The sequence below is a fragment of the Enterobacter cloacae complex sp. IR5403 genome, from assembly GCF_049238705.1.
Classification (GTDB): Bacteria; Pseudomonadota; Gammaproteobacteria; order Enterobacterales; family Enterobacteriaceae; genus Enterobacter; species Enterobacter hormaechei_C.
Window position 1 is genome coordinate 104,921 of record NZ_JBMKHP010000004.1, and the last position, 22,435, is coordinate 127,355.

Consider the following 22,435-nt stretch of genomic DNA (forward strand, 5'->3'; position numbering starts at 1 on the left):
TCATGTCATTGCGCGCCGCACGGGATAAGGGATAACGAGCCGGGGATGGGGTGTCGTCAATTGCACTGCTCCAGGGCAGAGAATGCGCCTTAAGTGTGCACCGGGGGATCATGCTTTGTAGGTGGTTTCGTCTCGAAAGTATTTAAAATCAATTAATTAGAAAAGCGTACGAAAAGTGCGGTTTAACCGAGATTTGCGATCTCAATCATATTTAACAACTAAAGATAAATTTTTTATCGCCGAAAAAACATAAGCCACAAAATTAACATTCAAATAACCTGCAAGGGATGCTCACTATGTCCTCTCCTGACTATGTCACCCAGAATGAATATCCGCTGGACGATGCCACCACGCTTATGTCGACCACCGACCTCCACAGCTACATGACCCACACTAACGACACCTTTGTGCAAGTGAGCGGCTTTACGCTCCAGGAGCTGCTCGGGCAACCGCACAACATTGTGCGTCATCCGGATATGCCGAAAGCGGCTTTTGCCGACATGTGGTACACGCTGCAAAAGGGCGAGCCCTGGAGCGGGATTGTCAAAAACCGACGTAAAAATGGCGATCACTATTGGGTACGCGCCAATGCGGTACCGATGGTGCGTAACGGCCAGATGACGGGCTATATGTCCATTCGTACCCGCGCCACCGAGGACGAGGTAGCCGCAGTGGAGCCGCTTTATAAGGCGCTCAACGAAGGACGCTGCAAAAAACGCATTCATAAAGGGCTGGTGGTGCGCAAAGGCTGGCTCGGCAAATTACCGGCAATGCCGCTGCGCTGGCGCGTGCGTAGCGTAATGGCGGTACTTTTCGCGGTGATGGCCGCAACGCTGGTTGCCAGTGCCGCGGGCTGGGCTTCGCTGGCGGCGGCAGCCGTGGTGATGCTGCTTGGCACCCTGGTGTTTGAGCAACAGATTGTCCGCCCGGTGGAAAACGTCGCACGGCAGGCGCTCAGGGTCGCTACCGGAGAGCGTAACAGCGTGCAGCATCTTAACCGCAGCGATGAACTGGGGCTGACGCTGCGGGCCGTCGGACAGCTGGGGCTGATGTGCCGCTGGCTGATCAACGACGTCTCCAGCCAGGTGGTGAGCGTGCGCGACGGTAGCGACAGGCTGGCGCAGGGCAATGAAGATCTCAACGACCGCACGCGCCAGACCGTGGCTAACGTGCAGCAGACCGTGGCAACAATGAATCAGATGGCGGCGTCGGTGCAGAGTAACTCTGAGACCGCAGCCGAAGTCGACAAGCTATCGATGGCCGCCAGCAGCGCGGCCACGCAGGGGGGCACCGTGATGCAGACCGTGGTGAAAACCATGGATGACATTGCCGACAGTACCCAGCGCATTGGCTCTATTACCTCGCTTATCAATGACATCGCCTTCCAGACCAATATTCTGGCGCTGAACGCCGCGGTTGAGGCGGCACGCGCAGGCGAGCAGGGTAAAGGCTTTGCGGTGGTGGCGGGCGAAGTGCGTCATCTTGCCAGCCGCAGCGCGAACGCGGCTAACGATATTCGCAAGCTGATCGACGCCAGCGCCAGCAAAGTGCAGTCGGGCGCCGATCAGGTCCACGCCGCGGGACGTACCATGGATGATATTGTCGGGCAGGTGAAAAATGTCACGCAGCTCATCGCGCAGATCAGCCACGCCACCTCCGAACAGGCGACAGGCCTGACAGAGCTGACCCGTGCCGTGGCAGAGCTGGACAGCATTACGCAGAAAAATGCTGACCTGGTTGAAGAGAGCGCGCAGATTTCCGCGATGGTTAAGCACCGGGCCGGACGCCTTGAAGATGCGGTTACCGTGCTGCATTAAGAAATACATGCTTCGATAAAGCCGTTTATTCCTCCTGGGTAAACGGCTTTTTTGTTTTTCAGAATAAGTTATGTTGTTAATGAAATATTAAGTAACTAAAAAAAGCGCCCGGTTTTTAATTGTTACAATCCAGATTCATTGAGAGTGAAAAATAAAAAAACGATCAAAGTCATAAAGTTAGCGTGTTTCCTGTCGATAACAGCGATCGTCTGAGAAATAATCACATCGATGGGGTAAATATGTTCATACATGACGTAAAGATCGGCACGAAATTATTTCTGGCGTTTGGATTATTTATTGTCCTGATGGTCGTCAGCGCAAGCTTGTCTCTGATGAGCCTGAATCGGGCAAACAATGGAATGCAAACCATCCTTACCAGCGACTATCCAACGACGGTAAAAGCGAACCAGTTAATCGACAACTTCCAGGAATTTATAAGCACGCAGCAGCTCATGCTGCTGGACGAACAGGGGACGTACACGGCGCAATCAGAGCAGCGTCTGAAGGCGATCAGCGAGCGCATCTCCTCAATCCTGAGCGAGCTGGACAACGCTCTCAAGGATAAAAAATCCCAACAGGTGCTGGCCGATATCCACGGCGTACGCCAGCAATATCTTGACTCGCGCTACCGCATTTTGCAGGCCGTGCAGAATAACGACCGTGCGGGCGCGATAAACGAGATGATGACCAACACCCTGAATCTGCAACAGTCCTATAAAGCGAAAGTGCAGGCGCTGATTGCGATCCAGGACCATGAAATGCAGAGTGCGGGCGAGCAGGTGGAAGGCGATTTCCGCACCAATCGTCTCCTGCTGGTCCTGATTACGCTTTTCAGCGTCGCGGCAGCCAGCCTGGCTGGCTGGTTCATTGTGCGATCCATTACCCGACCGCTGAACGACGCGGTGATTTTTGCGGAGGCCATTGCCGATGGCGATCTCACCGGCAGCATTATCTCGCACGGTAAAGATGAAACCGGACTGCTACTCACCGCACTGATGGAGATGAAAACGCGCCTGCTGGAGATTGTGCAGCAGGTGCAAACCGGATCGGAAAACATCTCCAGCGCCGCCGCGCAGATTGTCGCGGGAAACCAGGATCTGGCTGCCCGCACGGAGGAGCAGGCCAGTTCCGTTGAACAAACGGCCGCGTCGATGGAGCAGATCACCGCTACGGTGAAGAACACCGCGTCCCACACCGGAGAAGCGACGAACCTGTCTGCCGATGCGGCTGCCGTGGTCAAAAACAACGGCGAGATGATGAAGCAGGTCACCAGCAAGATGCGCCTGATTAACGAAACATCGAACAGGATGTCCGACATTATCGACCTGATCGACGCCATTGCCTTCCAGACTAATATTCTGGCGCTAAACGCGGCGGTCGAAGCGGCGCGCGCGGGTGAGCATGGTCGCGGCTTTGCGGTGGTGGCGGGCGAGGTACGCCAGCTCGCGCAGAAAAGTGCAACATCTGCGAGTGAGATCCGCCAGCTGATTGAAAGCTCCACAAGCCAGACGCAGGACGGCATGAACCTTGTGGAGAAAGCCAGCGGGCTTATCAACGGCATGGTCGGCAACGTGGAGGAGATGGACGTAATCCTGCGTGAGATTCGCCAGGCCAGCCATGAACAGACGGAAGGCATCTCGCAGATCAACAGCGCGATTGGCCTGATAGACGCCACCACCCAGCAGAACTCCGCGCTGGTGGAGGAGTCCGTTGCGGCGGCGGCATCCCTTAACGAACAGGCGATGCACCTGAAAGAGCTGGTCCGGGTGTTCCGCGTGAGCGACGGCGTGCTGGCTTAATCCAGCTGGGAGATCTCCAGCGCCGCGCGGTCAATCACGCCGATAATCTGTTTCAACTGCGCGTCGCTGAGCTCTCCCTGATTAACCTTCAGATCCAGAACCGCTTTGAAGTTATCCAGCGCCCGCTTCATCTGCGGGTTTTTGCGCAGCTGGAACCCGACGGAGCGCGCCTTGATACGCGTCTGGATCTGCTCCAGCTGTTCCCGGTTGTCATCCAGCCACTGTTCTCCGGCGGCATTAATCGCAATCCGCTTCCGGCCGTTCTCTTCTTCGGTAATGGTGATAAGCGACTGATCCTGCAAGTAATCCAGCGTCGGGTAGATCACGCCAGGGCTTGGCGTGTAATGTCCCTGCGTCAGGTTTTCGATCTCTTTGATCAGTTCGTAACCATGGCTCGCGTTGCGGGTCAGGATATCCAGGATCACCAGCCGCAGATCGCCATGGCCAAAAAATCGTGGCCGGCGTCCGCCGCCGTCTTGTTCGTGTCGCATGTTTCTTCCTCAATTTGATATATCTAAACTATATCTAAGATATATTCAGATGCAATCTAAAAAATCTTGATTTCTGAGTTAATAGCAATCATTATCATTAAAAATTCATTCCGATATATCGTATTCACCTGAGAAGGGCATCAACATGGCATCTACCCGTTACCCTCAACGTGTCCGCAATGACCTGCGTTTTCGCGAGCTGAACGTGCTGCGCACTGAGCGAGTCAGCGCAGGATTTCAGCGCATTGTGCTAGGCGGCGAGGCGCTGGAGGGCTTTCGCTCTCGCGGCTTTGACGACCATACCAAAGTCTTTTTCCCGGCACCGGGCACCACTTTCGTGCCGCCTGTGGTGACCGATGAAGGCATCGACTGGGGCGACGGCGTGCGTCCGCAGGCGCGTGACTATACCCCGCTGTACGATGACGAAAAACATGAGCTGGCGCTCGATTTCTTCGTTCATGATGGCGGCATTGCCAGCAACTGGGCGGTAGAGGCGAAGGTGGGCGACAAGCTGACCATCGGCGGTCCGCGCGGTTCGCTGGTGGTGCCGGAAGATTACGCCTGGCAGCTGTACGTGTGCGACGAGTCGGGCATGCCCGCGCTGCGCCGCCGTTTAGAAGGCATCGCAAAACTGCCTGTTCGCCCGGCGATCCACGCCATCGTCACCGTGGGCGATGCGGCGTATCAGGACTATCTGGCGCACCTGAGCGGGTTCAACATCACCTGGGTTATCGGCCACAACGAGCAGGCGGTGGCCGACCATCTTGCCGCGCTGGCCGTGCCGGAAGAGGATTACTTTATCTGGCTGACCGGAGAGGGGAAAGTGGTGAAACGCCTGAGCCGTCAGTTTGAAACCGACGCAATTGACCCGCAGCTGGTGCGTGCCAGCGCGTACTGGCACGCCAAATAATCAGGCAGCGGGATCCAGCTGCGCTTCGCTCACCTGATGTTCGAGCGAGGCGCATACCTCTTTCAGCGCTTTCTCCTGCTGGGCAAAGTAGGCTTCCATATTGCTGAGCGACGAGACGAGCAGCCAGGACTCTTCCTTCTCCAGCTCTGCCAGCTCGTTCACCAGGGTGTCGATTTGCTCACGCACCTGAGCCATCTTTTTACGAATACGTTCCAGGTCGTTCAGTCTGTCGCTTGCCATCATCGGTTCGAATCCTTGTTGCAGACGGGCGACCAGCGAGCGAATGGCCTTCACGTCGCCGCGCTGTTTGGCCTGGTTGAGTTGCACCATCATCCTGTTGGCTTCCTCTTTTAAATCATCGGCAACCAGATCCGGGTGGCATAGCTTGCTCGCCTGACGCCAGAGCCGCTTCAGCTCGTTCCGATCCTCTTCAGAGAGATCCTTGCCTTTACGCAGGCGAACTTCGGCATCATGATGCTGTTCGCGATACTTCTTGTACTCTTCGTTGGCCTCATCGCGCGCCTGACGTGCCGGCTCTTCTTCACGCGTTAAACCGGTCTCCAGCTCCATCGCTTCGGCCAGCAGGTTGGCAATCAGATTGCTTTGCTGCTGAAGATGCTTGCGCGCCTCTGCCGCCTGAACGGAATCCGCAGGCAGATCTCGCCAGCGCCGGGTGAGCGTTGTCAGAACCTCTACGGCCTGCGCCATATAGTCCTGGCAGCGGCGGTAATCCTCTTCCCGACGACGCGTCTCCGCCTGCTGACGACGCAGGTTAAGCTCCGCCAGCGTTTTACGCAGGGCGAGGATCTGCTGCATCAACGGCCCGAGGCGGGAGAAATAGAGATCGTTGAACTCATCTAGCTGCTGTACCCGGGCGTTACGGCGATCAATCAGATCGCGCAGACGCTCTTCCAGGGCTTTCAGCTCCAGCTTGCTGGCCGCCAGCTGTGGGTCACGCCACGGGGTAACGGCGCGCTGGCTTTGCAGCCAGGTGGTGATAGCGCGAAGGGCTGCGGTGTAGTTTTTCTGCTCAAGCGCCGCGACGATGGACAGGAGTTCATCGTCAAAGGCTTCCTCTTTGAGACGTTTCAGCTGGCTCCGGATGATGTCGTCATCTTCCAGCTCAATGGCATTTTTAATGATTTCTAGCCGTTTGATCGGTGTGCTCATGATGCCTTTCGCTCTGGCGCTTAAGTATTTGAGTTAAGGTTAGTTGTTGTAAAAGCTACAGGAAATAATACACACGGATGATGATCGGCGCGATGGGGGATTTCTTTAGTTTTTAGGGTTTGTGAAAGAGTGAGAGTTATTGAATCTTCCTTCTGGAACGGGGAGCACGGGGTTAAATGTGACCTTAGAGTTCACTTTTGAATGCGTGAGCCGAGAAACTCGAAAATTTGGCGTTCTGGAGGCGCGCAGCGGCAGCGGTACGCCGCAATAACTGCCAGAGAATGCTTAACAGCATTAAGCATGATTAAAATACCCCAAATGTATAAGAAGTGCGGAGAGCCGGCACCAGGTGATCTTGCCGGTGTTGTTATCGGTCGGAACTAACAAGCCGTGACTAAAAGAGAGGATCTCTATACTACCTTCTCTATTTTGAACATCCACAGATCCCTTAATCGGGTGGCCGCCATCATCCTTAAGCCATAGATAAGCAGGAATAGCCATTTTTAAAATCCATTTCCATTGAGGGTAAACCCTCATTAATGGCTAAAAACGGATCGCAGGTGATACAAATTGTGTTATAGGTTCGTGTTATTTAATTTCGTTACTTATTGATGTTGAAAATAAAATTAATAAATTGATCTTCAGCAGTACGCATTACCGTTATAGCTCTTATGTTGCCCTTTTTGCCTGGCAGAAAGGAGGAATGATGGCATGTATACCGATTTATCCACCCCGCGGGCTGGAGATATTGCGCGAACACATAAGGCTCGCGCGGGCGCGTCACGAAGTCCAGGATATGGCCGCCCCGCTTACGTATACGTGGTTTTATGAGCGAGTAAGAAACGGCGGGCCGTGGGATTACAAACAACAAAAACGGGCTTATGCTGACTTCGGGAATTTCCATTACGGCGCTGTGGGTTATGCAGCGTGCATCCCTGCAAAGATTTTGCTTATTGCTGCCGGCGCGGCGCAGTGGAAAGCCGGCACATCAAGACCCGAATGGGGTAATTTCACGGGGGCCCCGCCGTTTGGTGATGATCCGATTGACCAATTTTGGATAAAGCAAGGCATCGACTATGTTAAACAGCATCACTTTTAGGACGCTGCACTGGATCGCCACTATTCTTATGGCCCTGGCGGTCGCGGGGTACTGTTATTTCCAACATATACAGCGTTTAACTGTTAGTGATCGGCTATATCAAGTTCGCCAGCTCACGCCCCGGACCTGGTTATACATTACTGAGTATGACGGCTCGAACATGACCACCGGGGAAGTGTATCGTTATTTTTTAGCGAGTAAGATTGACGGTGATCCGCTGGTGGCTCTCGAAAAACAACATATCGCGCCCACGCTTACAGCGAATACCGCCCGCGCAAAAGTTGAAGGCATAGGCAACAATATCTCATTTACTGTTCACGGCACTGTGTACAGCTTTACAACGTCCGCATTTTTTTATGATGCTGAGGGAATAGCGGCCGCGCCGTCAATTGACTTAACGGCCCGTGGCGAGAGCTGGGACAAGGGGAAATTTAGTCGATAGATAAATAACCCCTTGCGGTCGGGTCAATGATCCGATGAGCCGCGTGTAAGTTTTCACGGCGTACCCGTGCGATATTGGGAAACAGCTGCATCCACCGGGCAAAGGTCTGCCCCACATCAGCCAGGCGATTCAGCAGCGGATACGCGCTATCAGCGGCGCTCTGGCGCGTTCAGCCTTTTCGCACACTCAGAGCCACCCTTAAAACAGATCGTGCGCACAGCAGGGCGCTGGCGCGTCACAGCATGACCAAAAAAATCTTTCGCAGACCAAAATCGCTCTACACCGCACCCGCCTGCGGTTTTTGGATCATCAAATTTTTTCAGTTTTATTTTTCTACAAACCAGACTGCCAGACCTCGCCAGTGCTGGCGGCTTTGCGGAAAACCAGAACTGAAAAGATTGAAAAGAATTTCAGTGTTTTTCACTTTTATGGATCTGCGGAGGATCTAATGAAATTTGTAACTATCAGATAATTAATGATATTTAGGTTTTATGAGAAAAAAGATCAAAATTTAGGAGGCGAGAAGTTCAGGGAAAACCCGCACGGTGAGAGCTGGCGCGGGTTTGGGGGCAGGAAATCACTTAAAAAACTGAAACGTGTAGCAGTGCCTGTTTCATGCTGCATGTAATTTGTTAGGTATGACATGCAAAGTTTTTTCGCTATAGACAGTGGTGTTGCTGGGAATGTCTTTGTTCACAAATGACATAGCGCCGATTACAACGTTGTCACCGATGCGAATCTTATCTGCGATGATGCAGGAACCCGCGCCAATGCTGACATTGTTGCCAATAACAATGGATATCGGCTCTTTATGGACATTCGCACCGGTAATGCCAACCGTTATGTTCTGCCTGATACGCAAAGAGTGTCCGATGACAGCGGAGCCGTTTATCACTATCCCTTGATGGTGGGAAATCACCATTCCGGGTCCGATGTGTGCGCCCAACTGAATATCAGTTCCATATTTGAAAATGAGGTTTCTGTTTATCTTAGTAGCTCGTTTTTTCAGGAAGTTACTGTCTGAATGATGCCAGTATGAAGCAATGCGCCACCAGAAGTGGAAACGGCGATTAGGGCATTTGATAGCTTTATGCAGCACCCCGAACCACGAAAACTTCTTAGAACTCATCATTACTTCCTGGCGTAAGCATTCACGTAAATGATTTGCTCTGGCTTGTTTATCCATTACTTATCTTTCCCTTTCATTTGTCGCGGGAATTTAAAGTCAAAAGTCTATGGAAAGCAACTTTTTGGCCTATTAGTCATGTGTAAAGGGCTTTATCAAAACCTTGATGAGCGGGAGACTCTCTTACTTTCGTGCGACACTCATGTATTGAGTAACAAAAAAGCCACTCAATCGAGTGGCTTAACTGGATGATTCTAAAGCTAAAATTTGGTGGCCCCTGCTGGACTTGAACCAGCGACCAAGCGATTATGAGTCGCCTGCTCTAACCACTGAGCTAAGGGGCCGTGGCGGTGAATTATAAAGTAACTCCCCTCAGCAATCCAGCCATTCACACCTGCCTGCTGTTTTTATAAACAACGCATAATCAATCCTTTATACTTACCTTAAGATGCATAGACAGGAGTAGAGATGATCAACGATATTCTGGCCCCTGGCCTGCGGGTGGTGTTCTGCGGTATCAATCCGGGCAAGTCATCGGCGCACACCGGTTTTCACTTTGCTCATCCGGGAAATCGCTTCTGGAAGGTGATCCACCAGGCCGGTTTTACCGACAAACAGCTTAAGCCGGAAGAAGAGCAGCAGCTGCTGGATACGCGCTGTGGCATCACCATGCTGGTCGAGCGACCCACGGTGCAGGCGAGCGAAGTGAATCTGCATGAGCTGCGCGCTGGCGGGCGTGAGCTGATCGCGAAAATTGAAGACTATCAGCCCGCTGCGCTGGCGATCCTCGGCAAGCAGGCCTACGAGCAGGCGTTCAGCCAGCGCGGCGCCAGGTGGGGTAAGCAGAACATTACCATTGGCGTAACGCAGGTGTGGGTGCTGCCGAACCCGAGCGGGCTGAACAGGGCGACGCTGGACAAGCTGGTGGAGGCGTATCGGGAACTTGATGAGGCACTGGTGGTGAGGGGGCTTTAGCTCCTCTGCGGCCTGATGCCCTCACCTACAGAGAGAGGGCATAAACAAAAAAAAAGCTCCCGATTGGGAGCTTTTTCATTTCAGGACCGATTAATCGTCCAGGAAGCTTCGCAGTACTTCAGAGCGGCTTGGGTGACGCAGCTTACGCAGCGCCTTCGCTTCGATCTGACGGATACGTTCGCGGGTAACGTCAAACTGTTTACCCACTTCTTCCAGCGTGTGGTCGGTATTCATGTCGATACCGAAACGCATACGCAGCACTTTGGCTTCACGGGCGGTCAGGCCAGCCAGCACGTCGTGCGTAGCGGCACGCAGGCTCTCGGTGGTGGCAGAGTCCAGCGGCAGCTCGAGGGTGGTATCCTCGATGAAATCACCCAGATGCGAATCTTCATCATCACCGATTGGCGTTTCCATGGAGATAGGCTCTTTAGCGATTTTCAGCACTTTACGGATCTTGTCTTCCGGCATCAGCATGCGTTCAGCCAGCTCTTCCGGCGTCGGCTCGCGACCCATCTCCTGCAACATCTGGCGAGAGATACGGTTGAGTTTGTTGATGGTCTCAATCATATGCACCGGAATACGGATGGTGCGCGCCTGGTCTGCGATAGAGCGGGTGATCGCCTGACGGATCCACCAGGTAGCATAGGTGGAGAACTTGTAACCACGACGGTATTCAAACTTATCTACCGCTTTCATCAGACCGATGTTGCCTTCCTGAATCAGATCCAGGAATTGCAGGCCACGGTTGGTGTATTTCTTGGCGATAGAGATAACCAGACGTAAGTTCGCTTCAACCATCTCTTTCTTCGCACGGCGGGCTTTCGCTTCACCGATGGACATACGACGGTTGATGTCTTTCACCTGCTCGATGGTCAGGCCGGTCTCTTCTTCAATCTGATGCAGTTTTTGCAGGCCGCGCTGTACGTCTTCTTTCACGTCGTGCAGCTTTTCAGACCACGGCTTGTTCATCGCGATAGCGGCGTTGAACCAGGTTTCGCTGGTTTCGTTGCCGGTGAAGAGGGTGATGAAGTTCTTCTTCGGCATTTTGCACTGTTCAACGCACAGCTTCATGATGATACGTTCCTGGGTACGTACGCGATCCATCATCACGCGCATGCTGTTCACCAGGTAGTCGAACTGTTTTGGCACCAGGCGGAACTGTTTGAACACTTCAGACAGCTTCAGGATCTCTTCCTGAGCGGCGGCATGGCTGCGGCCTTTCGCTTTGATGGTGTCACGCGTCACTTCGTACTGGGTACGCAGCTCGGCAAACTTCTCACGCGCCAGTTCAGGGTCGATGCTGTTGTCGTCATCGCTGCTGTCGTCGTCTTCTTCTTCATCTTCGTCTTCGTCGTCATCCATCTCTTCCTGAGACAGCTCAGAACCGACGTGAGTGGCGGTTGGCGCCATATCTTCTTCAGCGTTCGGGTCGACAAAGCCAGTGATCAGATCGGACAGACGCGCTTCTTCCGCTTCGACGCGATCGTACTGCTCCAGCAGATAGGTAATCGCTTCCGGGTATTCGGCAACAGAGCACTGAACCTGGTTGATCCCGTCTTCGATGCGTTTTGCGATGTCAATTTCGCCTTCGCGGGTCAACAGTTCAACGGTACCCATTTCGCGCATGTACATGCGGACCGGGTCAGTGGTACGCCCGATTTCAGATTCCACGCTGGACAGGACCTGTGCAGCAGCTTCTTCCGCATCTTCGTCAGTGTTGTTGGAGGTTTCAGCCAGCAACAGATCATCGGCATCCGGTGCTTCTTCCATCACCTGAATGCCCATGTCATTGATCATTTGGATGATATCTTCGATCTGATCTGAATCGACGATATCTTCCGGCAGATGGTCATTGACCTCGGCATAGGTCAGATAGCCTTGCTCCTTACCGCGTTGGACAAGAAGTTTCAGCTGTGACTGCGGGTTTTGCTCCATAAGACGGTATCCACACTTAATTCGTTTGATTGGTGTCGGCGATGGGCTGCCAACCTTTAAAGCGAGGGCGTACTTATATTTTTGCCGCTGCCTCTCAGTGCGGCTGCCGGGGGCTTCCCGATCGATATTCGGCACTTAAGCCGTTAAATTTTTTATTTCTTCGCCAGTTCCTGGTTAATCATCCAGAGCTCCCGGCGTTCTTCGCTGCTCAGGCCATGGGTGCGCTCGCGAGCAATCAACTCTTCCTGGCGCAACTCAAGCATCGAATCAAACATATGGTTGAGCGAGTCGGTGAACGTTTTTTCTGCGATATCCTTATCTGCTATATCGTCCCACATCGACAGTTTTTCAAGGGTAGCGGCCTCTTTTGTGCCGCGATAATGCTCTAAAAGTTGTCCGGTGGTCAGACCTGGCTGAGACAAACAAGTGTTGACCAATTCTGAAAATAAGCCAAGCCCGGGCAATTTTTCGTGGTTCAAACCCGCCAGCGACGGCACTTGCGGAGCAAGTTCGGGGTTTTGCACCAGCAACCCTATCAGTATACGCATGGTTGTGCGTTTTAGCTGAGGCGCGGGGCGTACCGTGCCGTTTTCAGCCTGTTTCGGCATTAAACGTTCAAGCTGGCTGTCATCCAGAATGCCGAGCTTGTTGCCTAACTCCTGACGCAGATAGATGCGCAGCGTTTCGCCGGGCACCTGGCTGATTAACGGCAGCGCCAGCGTGCTGAGCTGCGCGCGCCCGTCAGGGGTACTCAAATCAACCTGCGGCATCAGGCTGTTAAACAGAAACGTGGAGAGCGGCTGAGCCTGCTCCATCCGCGCTTCAAACGCCGCTTTGCCCTCTTTACGCACCAGCGTATCCGGGTCTTCACCGTCGGGCAGGAACATAAAGCGTAGCTGACGCCCGTCGGTCATATACGGCAACGCGGTTTCCAGCGCTCGCCAGGCGGCGTCGCGTCCTGCGCGGTCACCGTCGTAACAGCAAATCACGTTGTTGGTGACGCGGAACAGCAGCTGGATATGGTCCGCCGTGGTGGACGTTCCCAGCGACGCAACGGCATAGTTAATGTCGTACTGCGCCAGCGCAACAACATCCATATAGCCTTCGACGACCAGAAGACGCGGAGGTTCCGCATTATCCTGCTGTGCCTCATAAAGACCGTAAAGCTGGCGGCCCTTATGGAAAATATCGGTTTCCGGGGAGTTAAGGTATTTCGGTAGGGCATCGCCCAGCACGCGACCACCAAAACCTATCACCCGGCCACGCTTGTCGCGGATCGGGAACATCACCCGTTCACGGAAGCGGTCGTAGCTTCGTCCCTGGTCGTTGGTGACCAGCATGCCTGCGTCGATGAGGGATTTACGATCTTCGCTATTGCCGCCAAAACGCTTTAACACGTTGTCCCAGCCGGGCGGGGCGTAACCAATAGCGAAACGCGCAATCACATCGTCACTCAGTCCGCGCTTGTTCAGATACTGACGCGCAGGCTCAGCCGCAGAGTGCTTAAGAGACTGTTGGTAAAACGAATTCAGGCCATCCATCAGTTGGTACAGCGTTTGCCGCTGATGGCGCTCGATCTGACTTGGCCCACTGCCTGCTTCATACGGCACTTCAAGGTTATGCATCGCCGCCAGCTCTTCGACGGTTTCAACGAACTCGAGCTTGTCGTAGTTCATCAAAAAATCGACGGCATTACCGTGTGCGCCACAGCCGAAGCAATGGTAGAACTGTTTTTCACCGTTTACGGTGAAAGAGGGGGTTTTTTCGTTATGGAACGGACAGCACGCATGGTAGTTCTTGCCCTGCTTTTTTAGCTTCACCCGCGCGTCGATGAGATCGACGATGTCGGTTCTGGCAAGCAGGTCATTGATGAAAACGCGTGGGATTCTTCCGGCCATATGCCCCAAAAATTTAAGCGACTTATAAACGAAAACAAGCCGCGCATTCCTTCCGGAAGCACGGCCTTACGACTACAACTCTGTCTGTCAATTGAGGGCTGTGGCCCTCAACAGATTAGTACAGACGAGTACGGCGTGCGTTTTCGCGAGCCAGTTTCTTCGCGTGACGTTTCACAGCGGAAGCTTTAGCGCGCTTACGTTCGGTCGTTGGTTTTTCATAAAACTCACGACGACGAACTTCAGCCAGAACACCTGCTTTCTCGCATGAACGTTTGAAGCGACGCAGTGCTACGTCGAACGGCTCGTTTTCACGTACTTTAATTACCGGCATGTAACTCTCACCTTTAATAAATTCGGTTTGCCGCTGGCATCAACGCCAGCTTATTTCAAAATGGTGCGGAATTTTACTGCAAATGCTGCTGCTTTGTAAAGCACCGATGCGATTTTGAAAGGGACTTTAATAAGGGTGAGGAGTATACACGAGGCTTCTTCCTGGGGCGAACAAAGTTTTACAACAATCCGCCCAGGCTCTACACTGCGCGGTATTGAAACGAGGTAAAACAAGTCATGCGTGTACTGGGTATTGAAACATCCTGCGATGAAACCGGCATCGCGATTTACGACGACGAAAAAGGGCTTCTGGCCAACCAGCTGTATAGTCAGGTGAAATTGCACGCTGATTACGGCGGCGTCGTGCCTGAACTGGCCTCTCGTGACCACGTGCGTAAAACGGTTCCCCTGATTCAGGCGGCGCTTAAAGAGGCCGGGTTGAGTGCAAAAGATATTGATGCCGTGGCCTATACCGCAGGGCCGGGCCTGGTCGGCGCGCTGCTGGTCGGCGCAACGGTAGGGCGTTCGCTGGCCTTCGCGTGGGATGTTCCGGCCATTCCGGTTCACCATATGGAAGGGCATCTTCTGGCGCCGATGCTGGAAGACAATCCGCCAGAGTTCCCGTTTGTGGCGCTGCTGGTTTCCGGTGGGCATACCCAACTGATTAGCGTAACGGGCATTGGCAAGTACGCGCTGCTGGGCGAGTCGATCGACGATGCTGCCGGTGAAGCCTTCGATAAAACCGCCAAGCTGCTGGGGCTGGATTACCCGGGTGGCCCGATGCTGTCGAAAATGGCGTCGCAGGGAACGGAAGGGCGCTTTGTCTTCCCGCGGCCGATGACCGACCGTCCGGGGCTGGATTTCAGCTTCTCTGGCCTGAAAACTTTCGCGGCGAATACGATCCGTAATAACGATGACAGCGAGCAGACCCGCGCCGATATCGCCCGTGCGTTCGAAGACGCGGTGGTGGATACGCTGATGATCAAGTGCAAGCGCGCGCTGGATCAGACCGGCTTTAAGCGTCTGGTGATGGCGGGCGGCGTGAGCGCTAACCGTACGCTGCGTGCGAAGCTTGCTGAGATGATGCAAAAGCGTCGCGGGGAAGTGTTCTACGCGCGTCCTGAATTTTGCACCGATAACGGGGCGATGATCGCCTACGCCGGGATGGTGCGTCTGAACGCCGGCGCAACGGCTGACCTGAGCGTGTCTGTGCGTCCGCGCTGGCCGCTGGCGGAACTGCCTGAGGCGTGAGTTTCTTTGCCCGGTGGCGCTGCGCTTACCGGGCCTACAAGATCCACGTGTGCTAACGTGCAATAAACCACCCTACACCCGCAACATTCCTTTCTCTTCCAGAAACGCAATAATCGTCGCTAAACCGTCACCCGCTTTCAGGTTGGTAAACGTCCACGGACGCTCGCCGCGCATGCGATTAGTGTCACGCTCCATTACCTCCAGCGACGCCCCCACGTACGGCGCGAGGTCGGTTTTGTTGATCACCAGAAAATCGGATTTGGTGATCCCCGGCCCGCCCTTGCGCGGGATTTTTTCCCCTTCGGCCACGTCGATGACGTAGATGGTGAGGTCCGCCAGCTCCGGGCTGAAGGTCGCGCTCAGGTTATCCCCGCCGCTTTCCACGAAGATCAGATCCAGATTGCCGAACTTCTCGCTGAGTGCTTCCACCGCCGCCAGGTTCATTGAAGCATCTTCGCGGATGGCGGTGTGCGGACAGCCGCCCGTTTCCACCCCCACGATGCGCTCTGGCTCCAGCGCACCCGCCTCGGTCAGGATGCGCTGATCCTCTTTGGTGTAGATATCGTTAGTGACCACCGCCAGATGGTACGTGTCGCGCATCGACTTGCAGAGCGCTTCCAGCAGGGCGGTTTTGCCCGACCCTACCGGGCCGCCTACGCCCACGCGCAGGGGATGTTTGTAATCAGCCATGTTGACTCCTCAGGAACGGAATAGTCGTGAATATTGGGTTTCATGGCGCGCAGAGGCGATGGCCGATAGCGGCGTAGCGGCCCCCAGCGCGTCGTCGTCACGTAAAAATGCCTGTTCAAACCTGGCGGCAAAATGGTCGCTCAGGTCGATAATCAGCTGTTGTGCGGCCTGCTGCCCAAACGGCACCAGCTTGACGCCCGCCATCACCGCGCTCTCAATCCAGCTGTAGCCGAGGCTCAGCACCAGCTCGCGCGCGCTAATGCCCCAGCGCACGCCGAGCCACGCCATGCCGCCGAGCTGGCTTCGCATCAACAGCGGCAGCCATTCTGGCGGGCAGGCGGGTTCCCAGCTCTTAATCAGCCGCGTAAAGGCCGCGCCACGGTTGCGTTCTTCATCGCGCAGCTCGCGCGTTTCCCGGCAGGCGAGCAGGTATGCCGTCCAGCGTTTTGCTGTCGCGACGTCCTGCTTCTCGCAGGCACGATACAGGCGGATAAACAGCGGCAGGTCGACGCAGAAAAAGCTCTGCTCCATCTGCTGGATCTGCCAGCGCCTGAAGGCCTCAGCGTCCGTGACCCACCCGGCCTCGACAGCCCACTCCAGCCCCTGCGACCAGGTAAACGATCCGACAGGCAGGCTACTGCTGGAGAGCTGCATCAGGCGCAGCCGCTGGCGGGCGTGCTCCATCAGCTCATCAGCGCCAGCAGGGCGGAGACGATCAGCCCGCCGCCGAAGGTTTTACGCAGGCCGTCGTGACGGCGCAGCAGCAGCCCTGCGGCGAAGCTGGCGCACAGCACCGTGGCGCTGGCTAACATAAACCCGCTGGTGAAGAGCCAGAAGCTGTGGCCGGACATCTCCACGCCGTGCGCCCAGCCGTGGAACATCGCCAGGGCTGGCACCGCCAGCAGCAGGCGATTTTCAGTCTTAAACATCATCACGCCGCAGACCGCCAGCGAGACGATAATCAGCATCTCCATGCCGCTAAAGCCGCCGAGCAGGCTGCCCGCAACGGCGCCAGCAAGCATCATGCCGAGCGTCGCTAACGGCAGCAGCAGCTTGCGGCCGCTCAGGGCGGAGAGCACGCCAGCCCCCGTCAGCATCAGCAGGTGATCCAGCCCGGTCAGCGGATGGAGAAATCCGGCCTGGAAGCTGTCGGTCCCGTGGCCGGGATGGGCAAGCGCCGGAACGGAAAAGGCCAGCAGAAACAGCGGTAAATACTTGCGCATGATGAGTCCTTAATGTGAATGAGCGTGGGAGTGGCTATGGCTGTGGGCATCGCTGGTGTAAGCGCCCGCTTCCGGTTCAAACGGCAGGCTGGCGAAGGTCACCTCCAGCCCGAACTGACGCAGCATGTCGTCGAGGACGTGGTCGTGGTGATAGCGCAGTTCGCCAGGCATGATTTGCAGCGGTACGTGACGATTGCCCAGGTGATAACAGGCGCGGGCGAGCAGGAACGGGTCGGCGCAGCGCACCACGGAAACCGACTCCGGGGCGGCGATCACTTCGATCACCTCGCTGCCATCGTCGGTAGTCAGCAGGTCGCCCCCGCGCAGCAGCAGGCCGCGCGGCAGCATTAGCCCGGCTTCGCGGCCGTCGTTCAGCGCCACGCGGGCGCGGCTTTTTACCCGCACGTCAATCGGCAGCGTCACGCTGGCGGTGACGGGGTGCACGTGGTCCAGGCGTTGGGTTAAATAGATCATCATCACTCCTCAAAACAGAAAATAGCGTTGCGCCATCGGCAAAACCTCTGCCGGTTCGCTGGTGATCAATTCGCCGTCGACGCGTACCTCATAGGTTTGCGCGTCAACGGTGATATTCGGCTGTAAATCGTTGTGGATCATGTCGGCCTTTTTCACCGACCGGCAGCCGCTCACCACCGCGGTGGCGCTTTGCAGTCCGAGCCGCTGCGGAATGCCGCTGGCATCAGCAGCCTGGGAGACAAACGTCAGCCGCGTGGCGTGGCGTGCGGCGCCAAGGGCGCCAAACATCGGGCGGTAATGCACCGGCTGCGGCGTGGGGATCGAGGCGTTGATGTCGCCCATCGGCGCGCAGGCGATCATCCCGCCTTTGACGATGGTGGCGGGTTTGACGCCAAAGAAGGCGGGGGACCAGACCACCAGATCCGCCAGCTTGCCCGCCTCAATCGATCCCACTTCATGGGCGATGCCGTGGGTCAGTGCCGGGTTGATGGTGTATTTGGCGACATAGCGCTTCACGCGGAAGTTATCGTTATCGCCGGTCTCTTCCGGCAGTGCGCCGCGCTGCACCTTCATGCGGTGCGCCACCTGCCAGGTGCGGATAATCACTTCCCCCACGCGGCCCATTGCCTGTGAATCTGACGAGGTGAGCGAGAACGCGCCGATATCGTGCAGCACGTCTTCGGCGGCGATGGTCTCCCGGCGAATGCGGGATTCGGCAAACGCCACGTCCTCGGCGATATCCGGGTCGAGGTGATGGCAAACCATCAGCATGTCCAGGTGCTCGTCGATGGTGTTGACCGTGTAGGGCAGCGTCGGGTTGGTGGAGGAGGGCAGAATATTCGGGTGCGCGCAGGCGGTGATGATATCCGGCGCATGGCCGCCGCCCGCCCCTTCGGTGTGGAAGGTGTGGATGGTGCGCCCGGCGATGGCGGCCAGCGTGTCTTCGACAAAACCGGATTCGTTCAGCGTGTCGCTGTGCAGCGCCACCTGAATATCCATCTCTTCAGCGACCTCCAGCGAACAGTTGATGGCCGCAGGCGTCGCGCCCCAGTCTTCGTGGATCTTAAGCCCGATGGCACCTGCCGCGATCTGCTCGCGCAGCGCGTCCGGGTTGGAGCCATTTCCTTTACCCAGCAGGCCAATATTCACCGGCAGCGTATCGGCGGCCTGCAACATGCGGGCGATATACCACGGCCCCGGCGTGCAGGTGGTGGCGTTTGTGCCTGCCGCAGGCCCGGTGCCGCCGCCGATCATGGTGGTGACGCCGGACACCAGCGCCTCTTCCGCCTGCTGCGGACAGATCCAGTGGATGTGCGTGTCGATCCCGCCTGCGGTGACGATCTTCCCTTCGGCGGCAATCACCTCCGTTGCCGCGCCAATCGGGATCGTCACGCCGGGCTGAATGTCCGGGTTTCCGGCTTTGCCGACGGCGAAGATCCGCCCATCTTTTACGCCGATATCCGCTTTCACGATCCCCCAGTGATCGACGATCAGCGCGTTGGTGAGCACCAGATCCACACAGTCGTCGGCGGTCATCTGCCCCTGTCCCATGCCGTCGCGGATCACTTTTCCGCCGCCGAATTTAACCTCTTCGCCGTAGATCGTGAGATCGTCTTCCACTTCGATCCACAGCTCGCTGTCGGCCAGCCGCACTTTATCCCCGGTAGTGGGGCCGAACATATCGGCATACGCCTGGCGTGAAATCTCAGTCATGTTTCACCTCGCCCATGACCTCGCCGCGAAAGCCGAAAATGCGCTGTGCGCTCGTCACCTGCACCAGCGTCACTTCCCGCTTCTGGCCGGGCTCGAAGCGCACAGCAGTGCCGGCAGGGATGTTCAGCCGGTAACCCCGGGTGGCCTCGCGATCGAACTTCAGCGCCGGGTTGACCTCGTAAAAGTGGTAGTGCGATCCCACCTGGATCGGCCTGTCGCCGTGGTTTTCCACGATCACACTTCGGGTTTCGCGCCCGACGTTGAGAGCAATGTTGCCGGACTGGATCCGGTATTCCCCTGGGATCATCACGCGCTCCTTACACGATCGGGTTGTGGACGGTGACGAGCTTGGATCCGTCCGGGAAGGTGGCTTCCACCTGGATATCCGGGATCATCTCCGGCACGCCCTCCATCACCTGATCGCGCGTCAGGACGTGGCGGCCAGCTTCCATCAGCGAGGCGACGGTTTCGCCATCGCGCGCGCCTTCCATAATAAAGGCGCTGATCAGCGCGACCGATTCCGGGTAGTTGAGCTTTACCCCGCGCGCGAGGCGGCGCTCGGCAACCAGCGCGGCGGTGAACAGCAACAGCTTGTCTTTTTCTCTGGGAGTCAGTTCCATAGCGTTTCTCTTATGTCTGCCAGATACGCGGCGAGCAGGCGGTTTTGGGGGTTAAAAGCGGGCGAAGCGACTGCCAGATATCGCGCATCACCTGCTGACAAATCAGGTTGTCGTGGGAGAGAAAACGCACCGACAGCAGAGCGTCGGTGAGCGTGGCGCCCGCAAAAGTATCCAGCGGGGCGAGAAGCGCACGCACCGCGTCGAGATGTGCTTCCCGGGCCGGATAGAACAGCAGCGTGCCGACCCACGGATGGTCCGCGACGGGCGTCAGATCGCCACCGCTGAGATGCAGTCGCTCAATCAGACGCGGCTCGCCATCCACCCACACCTCAAGGCGGCTCTCCAGCGTGCCGTGGCTGAAGGTTTCGTTTATCACCGGACGGCCCAGACAGTACAGCTCCCACGCCAGCAGCGTGCTGGAGGCCTTCAGGTGAAAGACGGAACGCAGCGCGGCGTTAGCGCCGGGGAAAATAATGGTGTCCTGCGGCAGCCACTCCAGCGTGGCCTCTTCGTCGAGATAAAAATGCTGACTGAGGCAGGCCAGCGGGCCGCTGCTGCGATAGAACTTACTGGCGCCGGGCATGGTGATGAGGGCATGGCTTTTGGCGTCGAGCCGCACGGAAATATCCAGCGTATCCCCGCCCACAATTCCGCCTGGCGGGTGCAGCAGGTAAAGGTGGCAAGTTTCCCCTTCGGGATAAAACGGACGCTGAACGGTAAGCGGCCCGCTGTGACGCGCGGAATGGAGGAGGGTTTTCTCAGGGGTATGACAAAACTGGAGGGCAAGCGAGGCCTGCCAGCCTTTGTATGAATTATCAGTGACCTGAGTTGCTAACATGGTGCTTCCATTTCCACACTATCGGGATACGTTTCAGTATGCCCTGGCGGAAATGAAGGCTGTCATATGAGTCGCTTATGGATAAAAAACCGGCTCATGTGAGCCGGTTTCAGTAATGCAGGCCGGGTAAGCGCAGCGCCACCCGGCAAGAAAGGCTACCGATAATCCTCTGCATCCACATCATACCCCGACGGCTCCCAGCGGATCGCCAGCAGCGACGCCAGACCGATAAACGGCGCCAGCGCAATCACCCAGAACACGGCGGTATCCAGCGAGGCGACCAGCAGCGGGAACAGAAACAGTGACAGCGTTGAACTGCTGCGCATCAGCGTCTGGTTAAGCCCCACACCCACGCCGCGCAGCGAGGTCGGGTAGCTCAGGGAGGCAAACGTCATGGTATGCGCACCGGGACCAAACCCCTGACCAAACAGGAACAGCGCCAGCATCGCGACGGCGAACACGCCTTCCGTAGCCCCGTCAGGCCGGCCAATCAGCGCCAGGCCGAGCAGTGCCGCCAGCTGGCACGCATAACCCGCCAGAGACATCCGCCATGCGCCGAAGCGCGGAACATAGCGCACCGCCAGCAGCCCGCCGACAAACGCGAACAGCAGATTAAGCGCCAGCGAGATCAGAATGGTAGTCAGCATCGACTGCACAAAGAAGCTGGAGATGATCACCGGCAGGCCAAAGGCTACGGCGTTATAGGCGAACGAGGAGACGACCGACAGCAGTGTGGCGAGCGTGGTACGCCGCAGATAGATACCGCGGAACAGGTTCAGGTAGTTCGACCATTTTGCCTTGTTCACGACAGGCGCGGGCTGGTCGAGCGCATCCTGCGGTACGTGGGCATTAATGTTGTAAGACTGTCGCAGGATGGACGCCGCCTCCTTCAGATTGCCCTGATTCGCCGCCCAGACCGGGGATTCGCTCATATAGCGGCTGCGGATGGCGATAATCACCAGCGCGGGCACCGCGCCAAAGCCAAGGATCAGACGCCAGAGCCAGTCGCTGTGGCTTTCCGGCAGCACGGCGTAAAAGAAGAGCACCAGAAGATAAGAGATGCTGATGGCCGCGTACCAGGTGGGGCACCACATTGCGACGCTGGAGGCTTTATTCCCCGGGCCTTTCAGCCTGGCGAACTCGCTGAGAAACGCCATCGCCACGGGAAGGTCGATCCCCACGCCAAGACCCATCACAAAGCGCGCGCCCGCCAGCACATATTCGTTCGGGGCCAGCGCACAGGCGATGGCGGCCACCACGAAGAACACCATGTCGGCCATAAAGACGCGGTAGCGCCCGATTTTATCCGTAAGATAGCCGCCGAGCAGCGCCCCGACAATCGCGCCAAATGTAATGGCTGAAGCCACCATGCCGGTACCGGCGGGGGTCAGGTTAAATTCTCGGGTGATGTCTTTGATGCCGAACGCCAGCGCGCCGAGATCGTAGGCATCGAGGAAAATTCCCCCGAGCGCGATACCGACCACGATGCGGGCATTGGCCCGGCCCTGAGAGCCGTCATTAACGAGACGTGAAACGTCCGATGCGCTGCGTACCCACCTGATGTCGCCATCCGGGGTGTTTCCTGCCGCGGGAAGGGGAGTTGAATCTGTGATTTCTGCCATTTTCTTTTTGTG

Annotated in this window: 22 protein-coding genes, 1 tRNA gene and 1 pseudogene; 7 read left to right on the forward strand and 17 right to left on the reverse strand. The window is 56.4% G+C overall.

Features of this window, described 5'->3' with window-relative positions; genetic code table 11:
- Positions 1 to 296: 296 nt before the first annotated feature.
- Positions 297 to 1,817, forward strand: coding sequence for a methyl-accepting chemotaxis protein (locus tag ACOTW6_RS07655; protein ID WP_213788957.1), 1,521 nt, complete (start codon positions 297 to 299; stop codon positions 1,815 to 1,817).
- 239 nt (positions 1,818 to 2,056) lie between these two features.
- Positions 2,057 to 3,616: a methyl-accepting chemotaxis protein gene (locus tag ACOTW6_RS07660; RefSeq protein ID WP_033487686.1), complete on the forward strand. Its 1,560-nt coding sequence runs from the start codon at positions 2,057 to 2,059 to the stop codon at positions 3,614 to 3,616.
- Here the strand turns inward: ACOTW6_RS07660 and ACOTW6_RS07665 are convergent.
- A complete protein-coding gene (locus ACOTW6_RS07665; protein WP_213788958.1) occupies positions 3,613 to 4,107 on the reverse strand; it encodes a PadR family transcriptional regulator in 495 nt (164 codons plus the stop codon). The two genes, ACOTW6_RS07660 and ACOTW6_RS07665, sit on opposite strands and share 4 nt — an antisense overlap.
- 145 nt (positions 4,108 to 4,252) lie before the next feature.
- Between ACOTW6_RS07665 and ACOTW6_RS07670 the strand changes: the two genes are divergently transcribed.
- Positions 4,253 to 5,017 carry a siderophore-interacting protein gene (locus ACOTW6_RS07670; RefSeq protein WP_213788959.1) on the forward strand — a complete coding sequence of 255 codons (765 nt, stop codon included), beginning with the start codon at positions 4,253 to 4,255 and terminating at the stop codon, positions 5,015 to 5,017.
- Here the strand turns inward: ACOTW6_RS07670 and ACOTW6_RS07675 are convergent, their stop codons facing one another.
- Complete coding sequence (locus tag ACOTW6_RS07675) at positions 5,018 to 6,187, reverse strand: DNA repair protein (protein WP_213788960.1); 1,170 nt, start codon at positions 6,185 to 6,187, stop codon at positions 5,018 to 5,020.
- Between the two features lie 321 nt (positions 6,188 to 6,508).
- A pseudogene (locus ACOTW6_RS07680) lies at positions 6,509 to 6,688 on the reverse strand (type VI secretion system tube protein Hcp); the annotation flags it as partial.
- A 295-nt stretch (positions 6,689 to 6,983) separates the two neighbouring features.
- On the opposite strand from ACOTW6_RS07680, the gene ACOTW6_RS07685 reads away from it, so the two are divergent.
- A complete protein-coding gene (locus ACOTW6_RS07685; protein ID WP_246616023.1) occupies positions 6,984 to 7,286 on the forward strand; it encodes a polymorphic toxin type 44 domain-containing protein in 303 nt (100 codons plus the stop codon).
- A complete protein-coding gene (locus ACOTW6_RS07690; protein WP_017692646.1) occupies positions 7,264 to 7,728 on the forward strand; it encodes a hypothetical protein in 465 nt (154 codons plus the stop codon). Before ACOTW6_RS07685 ends, ACOTW6_RS07690 begins: the two co-directional genes overlap by 23 nt.
- 613 nt (positions 7,729 to 8,341) lie before the next feature.
- Here the strand turns inward: ACOTW6_RS07690 and ACOTW6_RS07695 are convergent.
- The gene (locus ACOTW6_RS07695; RefSeq protein ID WP_032649592.1) at positions 8,342 to 8,914 is read right to left on the reverse strand and encodes a serine acetyltransferase; all 573 of its coding nucleotides are present in this window, start codon (positions 8,912 to 8,914) and stop codon (positions 8,342 to 8,344) included.
- Between the two features lie 208 nt (positions 8,915 to 9,122).
- Positions 9,123 to 9,198: transfer RNA gene (locus tag ACOTW6_RS07700), tRNA-Ile, on the reverse strand.
- A gap of 124 nt (positions 9,199 to 9,322) precedes the next feature.
- Here ACOTW6_RS07700 and mug point away from each other — a divergent pair.
- Positions 9,323 to 9,829 (forward strand): G/U mismatch-specific DNA glycosylase, encoded by a 507-nt coding sequence (mug, locus tag ACOTW6_RS07705; RefSeq protein ID WP_032649590.1) that lies wholly within the window; start codon positions 9,323 to 9,325, stop codon positions 9,827 to 9,829.
- 90 nt (positions 9,830 to 9,919) lie between these two features.
- On the opposite strand, the gene rpoD is transcribed toward mug, so the two are convergent.
- The 3 genes from rpoD to rpsU form a co-directional block, all read right to left on the reverse strand.
- Positions 9,920 to 11,764 carry an RNA polymerase sigma factor RpoD gene (rpoD, locus tag ACOTW6_RS07710; protein WP_006812010.1) on the reverse strand — a complete coding sequence of 615 codons (1,845 nt, stop codon included), beginning with the start codon at positions 11,762 to 11,764 and terminating at the stop codon, positions 9,920 to 9,922.
- A 152-nt stretch (positions 11,765 to 11,916) separates the two neighbouring features.
- On the reverse strand, positions 11,917 to 13,662 hold the full coding sequence (gene dnaG / locus ACOTW6_RS07715) for a DNA primase (protein ID WP_003862574.1): 1,746 nt from the start codon (positions 13,660 to 13,662) through the stop codon (positions 11,917 to 11,919).
- Between the two features lie 115 nt (positions 13,663 to 13,777).
- Positions 13,778 to 13,993 (reverse strand): 30S ribosomal protein S21, encoded by a 216-nt coding sequence (gene rpsU / locus ACOTW6_RS07720; protein WP_001144069.1) that lies wholly within the window; start codon positions 13,991 to 13,993, stop codon positions 13,778 to 13,780.
- Between the two features lie 236 nt (positions 13,994 to 14,229).
- Here rpsU and tsaD point away from each other — a divergent pair, with 236 nt between their 5' ends.
- The gene (gene tsaD / locus ACOTW6_RS07725) at positions 14,230 to 15,243 is read left to right on the forward strand and encodes a tRNA (adenosine(37)-N6)-threonylcarbamoyltransferase complex transferase subunit TsaD (protein WP_015571911.1); all 1,014 of its coding nucleotides are present in this window, start codon (positions 14,230 to 14,232) and stop codon (positions 15,241 to 15,243) included.
- 72 nt (positions 15,244 to 15,315) lie between these two features.
- Here tsaD and ureG read toward each other — a convergent pair whose 3' ends face one another.
- The 9 genes from ureG to ACOTW6_RS07770 all read right to left on the reverse strand — a co-directional run bounded on the left by ureG (position 15,316) and on the right by ACOTW6_RS07770 (position 22,423).
- On the reverse strand, positions 15,316 to 15,933 hold the full coding sequence (gene ureG / locus ACOTW6_RS07730; RefSeq protein ID WP_213788962.1) for an urease accessory protein UreG: 618 nt from the start codon (positions 15,931 to 15,933) through the stop codon (positions 15,316 to 15,318).
- Between the two features lie 9 nt (positions 15,934 to 15,942).
- Positions 15,943 to 16,617 (reverse strand): urease accessory protein UreF, encoded by a 675-nt coding sequence (locus ACOTW6_RS07735; protein WP_213788963.1) that lies wholly within the window; start codon positions 16,615 to 16,617, stop codon positions 15,943 to 15,945.
- Positions 16,617 to 17,156 (reverse strand): HupE/UreJ family protein, encoded by a 540-nt coding sequence (locus ACOTW6_RS07740; protein ID WP_062933649.1) that lies wholly within the window; start codon positions 17,154 to 17,156, stop codon positions 16,617 to 16,619. The genes ACOTW6_RS07735 and ACOTW6_RS07740 overlap by 1 nt, the downstream gene beginning before the upstream one ends.
- Positions 17,157 to 17,165: 9 nt before the next feature.
- Positions 17,166 to 17,630 (reverse strand): urease accessory protein UreE, encoded by a 465-nt coding sequence (gene ureE, locus ACOTW6_RS07745; protein WP_213789027.1) that lies wholly within the window; start codon positions 17,628 to 17,630, stop codon positions 17,166 to 17,168.
- Between the two features lie 9 nt (positions 17,631 to 17,639).
- A complete protein-coding gene (ureC, locus tag ACOTW6_RS07750; RefSeq protein WP_213788964.1) occupies positions 17,640 to 19,343 on the reverse strand; it encodes an urease subunit alpha in 1,704 nt (567 codons plus the stop codon).
- Entirely contained in the window at positions 19,336 to 19,650 is a 315-nt protein-coding gene (locus tag ACOTW6_RS07755; protein ID WP_213788965.1) for an urease subunit beta, read from the reverse strand. The genes ureC and ACOTW6_RS07755 overlap by 8 nt, the downstream gene beginning before the upstream one ends.
- Positions 19,651 to 19,660: 10 nt before the next feature.
- Entirely contained in the window at positions 19,661 to 19,963 is a 303-nt protein-coding gene (locus tag ACOTW6_RS07760; RefSeq protein WP_003862556.1) for an urease subunit gamma, read from the reverse strand.
- A 10-nt stretch (positions 19,964 to 19,973) separates the two neighbouring features.
- Positions 19,974 to 20,801, reverse strand: coding sequence for an urease accessory protein UreD (locus ACOTW6_RS07765; protein ID WP_213788966.1), 828 nt, complete (start codon positions 20,799 to 20,801; stop codon positions 19,974 to 19,976).
- Positions 20,802 to 20,956: 155 nt separating this feature from the next.
- Positions 20,957 to 22,423 (reverse strand): MFS transporter, encoded by a 1,467-nt coding sequence (locus tag ACOTW6_RS07770; protein WP_213788967.1) that lies wholly within the window; start codon positions 22,421 to 22,423, stop codon positions 20,957 to 20,959.
- Positions 22,424 to 22,435: the final 12 nt, after the last annotated feature.

Bases quoted from the DNA above. Each gene is read 5' to 3' on its own strand.
- ACOTW6_RS07655 (WP_213788957.1), top strand. From the start codon at position 297: ATGTCCTCTCCTGACTATGTCACCCAGAATGAATATCCGCTGGACGAT.
- ACOTW6_RS07660 (WP_033487686.1), top strand. From the start codon at position 2,057: ATGTTCATACATGACGTAAAGATCGGCACGAAATTATTTCTGGCGTTT.
- ACOTW6_RS07665 (WP_213788958.1), bottom strand. From the start codon at position 4,107: ATGCGACACGAACAAGACGGCGGCGGACGCCGGCCACGATTTTTTGGC.
- ACOTW6_RS07670 (WP_213788959.1), top strand. From the start codon at position 4,253: ATGGCATCTACCCGTTACCCTCAACGTGTCCGCAATGACCTGCGTTTT.
- ACOTW6_RS07675 (WP_213788960.1), bottom strand. From the start codon at position 6,187: ATGAGCACACCGATCAAACGGCTAGAAATCATTAAAAATGCCATTGAG.
- ACOTW6_RS07685 (WP_246616023.1), top strand. From the start codon at position 6,984: ATGGCCGCCCCGCTTACGTATACGTGGTTTTATGAGCGAGTAAGAAAC.
- ACOTW6_RS07690 (WP_017692646.1), top strand. From the start codon at position 7,264: ATGTTAAACAGCATCACTTTTAGGACGCTGCACTGGATCGCCACTATT.
- ACOTW6_RS07695 (WP_032649592.1), bottom strand. From the start codon at position 8,914: ATGGATAAACAAGCCAGAGCAAATCATTTACGTGAATGCTTACGCCAG.
- mug (WP_032649590.1), top strand. From the start codon at position 9,323: ATGATCAACGATATTCTGGCCCCTGGCCTGCGGGTGGTGTTCTGCGGT.
- rpoD (WP_006812010.1), bottom strand. From the start codon at position 11,764: ATGGAGCAAAACCCGCAGTCACAGCTGAAACTTCTTGTCCAACGCGGT.
- dnaG (WP_003862574.1), bottom strand. From the start codon at position 13,662: ATGGCCGGAAGAATCCCACGCGTTTTCATCAATGACCTGCTTGCCAGA.
- rpsU (WP_001144069.1), bottom strand. From the start codon at position 13,993: ATGCCGGTAATTAAAGTACGTGAAAACGAGCCGTTCGACGTAGCACTG.
- tsaD (WP_015571911.1), top strand. From the start codon at position 14,230: ATGCGTGTACTGGGTATTGAAACATCCTGCGATGAAACCGGCATCGCG.
- ureG (WP_213788962.1), bottom strand. From the start codon at position 15,933: ATGGCTGATTACAAACATCCCCTGCGCGTGGGCGTAGGCGGCCCGGTA.
- ACOTW6_RS07735 (WP_213788963.1), bottom strand. From the start codon at position 16,617: ATGGAGCACGCCCGCCAGCGGCTGCGCCTGATGCAGCTCTCCAGCAGT.
- ACOTW6_RS07740 (WP_062933649.1), bottom strand. From the start codon at position 17,156: ATGCGCAAGTATTTACCGCTGTTTCTGCTGGCCTTTTCCGTTCCGGCG.
- ureE (WP_213789027.1), bottom strand. From the start codon at position 17,630: ATGATCTATTTAACCCAACGCCTGGACCACGTGCACCCCGTCACCGCC.
- ureC (WP_213788964.1), bottom strand. From the start codon at position 19,343: ATGACTGAGATTTCACGCCAGGCGTATGCCGATATGTTCGGCCCCACT.
- ACOTW6_RS07755 (WP_213788965.1), bottom strand. From the start codon at position 19,650: ATGATCCCAGGGGAATACCGGATCCAGTCCGGCAACATTGCTCTCAAC.
- ACOTW6_RS07760 (WP_003862556.1), bottom strand. From the start codon at position 19,963: ATGGAACTGACTCCCAGAGAAAAAGACAAGCTGTTGCTGTTCACCGCC.
- ACOTW6_RS07765 (WP_213788966.1), bottom strand. From the start codon at position 20,801: ATGTTAGCAACTCAGGTCACTGATAATTCATACAAAGGCTGGCAGGCC.
- ACOTW6_RS07770 (WP_213788967.1), bottom strand. From the start codon at position 22,423: ATGGCAGAAATCACAGATTCAACTCCCCTTCCCGCGGCAGGAAACACC.